4 protein-coding genes are annotated in these 5,651 nt (G+C 65.2%); all 4 read right to left on the bottom strand.

All coding sequences use genetic code 11. From position 1 onward, the window contains the following. Window position 1: 1 nt before the first annotated feature. Entirely contained in the window at window positions 2-772 is a 771-nt protein-coding gene (locus ACFVMC_RS01980) for an ESX secretion-associated protein EspG (protein ID WP_379206006.1), read from the bottom strand. Further along, complete coding sequence (locus tag ACFVMC_RS01985) at window positions 769-2,427, bottom strand: hypothetical protein (RefSeq protein ID WP_379206008.1); 1,659 nt, start codon at window positions 2,425-2,427, stop codon at window positions 769-771. Before ACFVMC_RS01985 ends, ACFVMC_RS01980 begins: the two co-directional genes overlap by 4 nt. 69 nt (window positions 2,428-2,496) lie before the next feature. Next, window positions 2,497-3,294, bottom strand: a complete 798-nt coding sequence (locus ACFVMC_RS01990; protein WP_379206010.1) for an ESX secretion-associated protein EspG — start codon at window positions 3,292-3,294, stop codon at window positions 2,497-2,499. Beyond that, window positions 3,291-5,444, bottom strand: a complete 2,154-nt coding sequence (locus tag ACFVMC_RS01995; RefSeq protein WP_379206012.1) for a hypothetical protein — start codon at window positions 5,442-5,444, stop codon at window positions 3,291-3,293. Before ACFVMC_RS01995 ends, ACFVMC_RS01990 begins: the two co-directional genes overlap by 4 nt. Between the last annotated feature and the right edge of the window lie 207 nt (window positions 5,445-5,651).

Consider the following 5,651-nt stretch of genomic DNA (forward strand, 5'->3'; position numbering starts at 1 on the left):
CTCAGGCGCGTTCGTCCTTGATGACCCGAATCACCTCGGCGATCTCGGTGTTGATCAGAGCGGTCAAGCGGGCTGGGTCGACGGCGACCGCCAGGGTGGGATCGTGGTCGGCTACGGCGTAGCGGCCGTCGCCGTCGAGGTCGCGCCAGTGGACGCAGCGGCGGACGATCCCCCGCGGCCCGAAACGGGAACTGCCCTGGGTGATTTCGATTCGGCCGGAGCCGGTGACGGTGGATTTGTGGAAGCGGTCGGCGCGTTCGCGGGCGCGGTCCTCGGTGAGTTCCTTGGTGAGTCCGCGCGGGATGTAGTCGGCGTTGTTCTCCGGTTCGGGGAGGTTGATTCGGCCCAGACGGCCGGGTGGGCAGTCCGGGAGGGCCTCGGCTACGGCGCGTCCAAGGGCCAGGGCATCGCATTCTGCGATGGTGAAACCCGCCGCATGCCACAGGGTTTCGCCGGGTGACTGGGTGGCCAGGCAGCCGGTGTCGCCGCGCCGCGCGGCGAGCAGGCGGATGACGTCGCCGTCCTCGGGTCCCTTTCTGCCGTTGACCAGGATCCGAATGTCCGGGCGGGCAAGGGTTTCCAGGAGGGCGCGCACATCGGGCCCGAGTTCGAACCGCTGGCGTTCGCGGATGTCCGCGGTGCGGCGGCCGAACTCCTCGTAGTCCGGGATCCGGCTGGTGACGACGAACGGGCTGGGGACCGACTGGCTGTTCATCGGCTCCCAGGCGACCACGAACTCCAGGTCGCTGAATTGCCAAGTCCGGCCGGTCATTCCTCGACGACCGCCCGGGTCACGACCTGGGGGCCGCCGACTGCCTCGTCGAGAGCGTCTTCGGAGAGCAGGTAGCTCGGCATTTTGCGCTTCTGGTTGTCCTCGCCCGCATTGCGGCCGGCCGCGCCCGAGGCACCCGGAGTGCCCGGCGTGGCCGAGGAGGCCGCGGACGCGGCCTTCACCGCCGAGGCGGTCAGCGGGAGCTGAGCGTAGGTTCCCGCACGCGGGAAGGTGCTGGTCGACTTGCCGAGCTCTTTGGCCGGGGTGGCCGCACCCGCGCCGCCGGGGCTCGCACCGCCGGTGCCCTTGGCGGCCGGATTGGCGCTGGCGGCCATGGTTTTCGGCGTGGTCGACGGTGTCGCGCCGGACGGATTCACCGTCGGCGACTGCGCGGAGGGTGCGCCGATGGCGGACGCCGCCTGCTGGGCCAAGCCGCTGAGCGCGCCCAGATCGCCACTGCCGGAACCATTTCCGGTCATCGCGGGATTCGGTGTCGGCGTGGTGGACGGGGTGCCGGCCGGAATACTCGGCAGCGTCGAACGTGGCATCACGCCGCCGCCCGGCCGGGTGCCCGAGCCGCGCGAGGGCGAGCTCGGCGAAGGCTGTTTCCCGCCAGGCGGATCCTGCGGTTTCACCGTGGTTTCCGGCGGGGTGAACCCGGGAATCGCGGCGGCGGAGGCGAGGACGGCGGGCTTGTAGATCGCGTCGATCACCTCCTGCCCGGCTTTGACAGCCTGCTCCACCTTCGAGAACTCCATCTTGGATGGGTCCCCGATGCACCCCGCCTCGGAGAGACGATGCGAGAGCACGCGCCGCCAGGACGCGACATTGGTCAAACCGTCGTTCATCGACACGGTCTCGTTCGCCAGCGCGATCGTCGAACCGACATAGATCTGCACTGCTTTGCCTGCGGCGTCGCGCCCGTTACCCTGCCATCTGTCACCGATGCCGTTCATGAGGGTCAGCAGGTTCTCCGACTCGCGCGCCAGAGTTTTCGCGACCCAGCCCCAGCGTTTGGCATTCTCCTGGATCGGCATATTGTGGTAACCCGCCTCGCGCATGGCGAAGAGTTCGGGAGCGCCGAAATGCAGGCCGTAATAGTCGGGGGTGAGATTCGCGCCCTCGAATCGCATACCGCCCTGCTGATATCGCGACGCGGGCGGCAAGATCTTCAGCAGATCAGCGGGTTTCGTGTGTTTGAGCTGGAACTCGAGCTGATTGTCCTTGCTGTAATCGCTGATCTCGTACCGATACGAGGCGATCTTGCTGTCCAATCGCTCGTTCGCGGTACCCAGCAACCCGGACCGATCCCGCGGAATCGCCTCGAGATCGGCCGCCGACCGAACATCCGCACCCAGCAACGCCTTTCCAGCGTTCACGAACGCGGTCTGCATATCGCCCAGCACCGTGACGTGCTGATCGAGCAACTCGCCGGCCCGGGTTCTGCGGTCGTTCAACGCTTTCGCCAAATCGGCCCCGGACAGCTTCGGCACGAACGGCTCCATCGTGGAGATTCCGTCCACAACCGCCTTGACCGCCAGCATGACACCGGCCAAATCGCTGGCGGCCCCGGCCAACTGCTTCGCCAACCCCGGATCGAGCTGAACCACACCAGGTTTGGCCAGCTCTTTCCAGGACGGTAGTACCCCAACCATAGCGCCTCCCGTTCGCTATTCCTGGGCTCACCGTAACCGGCCTCCGCGCGGGAGTCATCCGATTATTTGTCACGCACGATGCGATACTCGCTCATCCCTGATGGTCTGGACGATCTTCGCGATCTCCTTGTTGATCATGGTCACGAACTTCTTCTGATCGGCAGGCTGCGCGACCGGCGGCAGATCCGGGCCTATCAGATATCTGCCATCATCGGGCAGATCCCGCCACTTGATTTCGAAGCTGACCCGTCCGCGAGGTCCGAACACCGAAAGCCCCTGGAATACGCGCACTGTCCCGCGTGATGCCGCGACGGTGCTCTCGAACCGTTCTCCGGACAGCGAGGAGATGGTGTCGCCATAGGCCTCGTCCCAGAGGCCCGACCTACTGGTATCGATCATCTCCTCGCCCTTGGGCGCCGGTAGCTTGATGCTGCCCTGCTTCCCAGGGTCGACCTTCGGCAATTCGTCCACCACCGCGTCGGCCAGCGCCAGCGGATCGCATTCGGTCACCGTGTACGCCTCGGCACGCTCGAAGGTTCTGCCGGTCACCTGTTTCAGCACATAGGCGCGGTCGGCCCGGCGGACCGCGAGCACACGGACCCAACCACCCGGACGCTTGTACTCGCGCTCGTCGAACCCGCGCACCTCGAGCCCGATGTCCGGCTGTAGGACCGTCTCGGTGATCTCGTCGAGCAACCGATCCTCCTTGCCTCGCCACCGTTCCCGAACCTGGTGCAGCGCGTACTCGTATTCGTCGGCGGTCTGCATGTCGGTGACGTAGGTGAACGGCCGGGGAAGCACCGTGCCCTGCGTTCGCGACCACAGGGCCATGAACTCGGTGTCGGTGAACCTCCAGGTGCGGCTCACTGTTCGACCACCGGTCGCACCACCTTCGGCGCTTCACCGAGCAATTCGTCGAGGTGCGTGTCGGATTCGAGATAGGCCGGGCGCTTGTGCCCCTGCTGTCCCTGGCCCGCGCCCTGACCGGCCGCCCCGGCGGGGCCGGGGGATCCGGGCGCCATCTGCCCCGGGGCCGCGCCGGCGCGGCCGAGCGCACCGAGACCCGTTCCGGAGGTCGCGGCGGTGGCCGCACCCGCCCTGGGGAACAGCTTTGCGGCTTCGGTGAGCCCCAAGCCCTTTGCCGTGGCGGGGCCCGGCCCGGGGCCGCCGAGCTTGCCAGCCAGATCACCCATCTTGGGCATACCGCTGCCGTTCAAAGCGCTCTGTGCGGCCTGCTGCGCCGCTGCCAGTGCTTCGGTGGCGCCCTGCTGAGTACCGGCCAGGGCTTCCTGCGCGGCCTGCTGTGCCGCCTGCAGACCTTCCTGCGCGGCCCGCTGAGCCTGCGACGCAGCGTCTTTCGCAGCGGAGTCGGCCTGCTGCTGCTTGGCCTTCTCCTGCATCTCACGCTGGTAGGCAGCCTGATCGGCCGCCGAGTCCTTGGCGCGCTGCTCGGCTTCGGACTGCCGTCGGTCGTTGTCCGCGCGCTGCTTCTTTTCGTACTCTTCCTGGGCTTTCGCGCGCCGCGCCGCGTCTTTGCGCTGCTCCTCCGCGAAACGATCCGACTTTTCCTGTGCCTTCCGTGCGCGTTCCGCCGCCTCGCGCTGCTGCTTCTTCTGCTCCGGCGTCATGCCGGGTGCGGGCCCGGGGCCCGTCTTGGCTTTCGCCAGTCCGGGGCCGGGGCCGGGGCCACCGGGGCCCGGGCCGGGGCCTTGCGCCTTGGTATATGCCTTCCGCTCGGCCTCGGTGAGCTTGCCGTCGTTGTTCTTGTCCCCGGGGATCTTCTCTTTCCCGGTGAGCTTGCCGTCCTTGTTCTTGTCTCGGGAGTGGAAGATCGGGGGGATGTCGTTGAACGCCTCGGTCGGGTAGACCAGTTTCGGGATGTTCTTCGCCGTGAAGTTGGCGCCCCGAACGTATGTTTCACCGAACATCTGCTGTCGGTCGGTCAGATAGTAGTCAGGGTCGAGATCTTCGGTCGGAGCCGAGGGGCCCCACTTCTTGGTGTCCGACAAGTACTCGGTCACGTAATTCAACAGCGGCTCGTATTGATTCGCGACCGCCGCGAGCGGCTCCATGGCGGCGACATACCCCTTGAGCGCGGCTTTGATAGCCCCGGCACCGTCACCCTGCCAGGTCTTGTCGCCCTCCACATCGGCCGAATTCAACACCTCGGAGGCTATGGTGTTGAAGGTGGTACCAGCCTCTTTGAGCGTATCGCCGATTATCTTCCACTCACCCGCATCCTGTTTCACCCAGGTGGCCGGGTCGTGCCGCTCCAGGTAACTTCGGTTCGCGTGCAGGGTTTCCCATTCCTTGCCCTGCGACTCACCGATAGTGTTGGAAACGTTCCCTTTTCCCTTGGCGATATTCGGCTGCTTCCGATTATCTTTTACATGAAATCCACTATCATATTCACCGGGATCATATCTGGTGGCTTCCGTGTCATATCGACGTTTTCCGTCTTTGACGACCACTCGACCGACATCATCGACCTGCTTGCTTTTCCGATCATGCCAGGGATCGTCTCCCGTACGCTGATCCAACGGATCAGGGACGGTCCCCATCGGCGCGTGCGTGGTTCCTTTGTAATCGGACGAGATCGTGTCCAGCTGCCTGTGGAGATCGTCGACATTCCCCGTCTCGGCCGTCTCCATGTTCTTGCCCGCCGCGACGATGCTATCGAGCATGTCCTCGAGGATCTTGTGATGCGCGTCGAGGATCCGATACATTTCGGTCCCCTGCTTGGCGAATTCCTTGGCGAGCGCCGGGCCGGATGCGATCTCCGGCACCGACCAGTCCGGCATCCAGGTGAGCGTCTGGGCATTACCTCGGAGCTCGAACATCCGCCATTTCAGGTCGGAGATCGCCTGCCCCAACTTCACCGCGGCGCCCGGTTCGAACTGGATCCAATCCTTGTTGCCCGCACGTTTTTTGATGTCCGGCCAGGGATTCTTGTCAAGCTTCAGCCCCTCGGGCGGTAGCCATCCGCTGCCGCCGCCATCATCTTCCTTGGGTGGCATGCTCGTACTCCTCGACTATCTTCGAAACCCGGTGTCCCCGGACTCACCCGTGTGCCGTCCCGCGCCATCTTGTCACGGATTCACTCGATGAACATCTCGGCGTGACCCGGATGACTCAGTTACGCAATACATCCGACCGTTCGGACATTATCCTTTGCGCGCGGATATCCGAACACTATGACGGCCAAGGAAATTCCTAAGGAACGG

This window comes from Nocardia sp. NPDC127579 (assembly GCF_042672005.1).
GTDB lineage: Bacteria > Actinomycetota > Actinomycetes > Mycobacteriales > Mycobacteriaceae > Nocardia.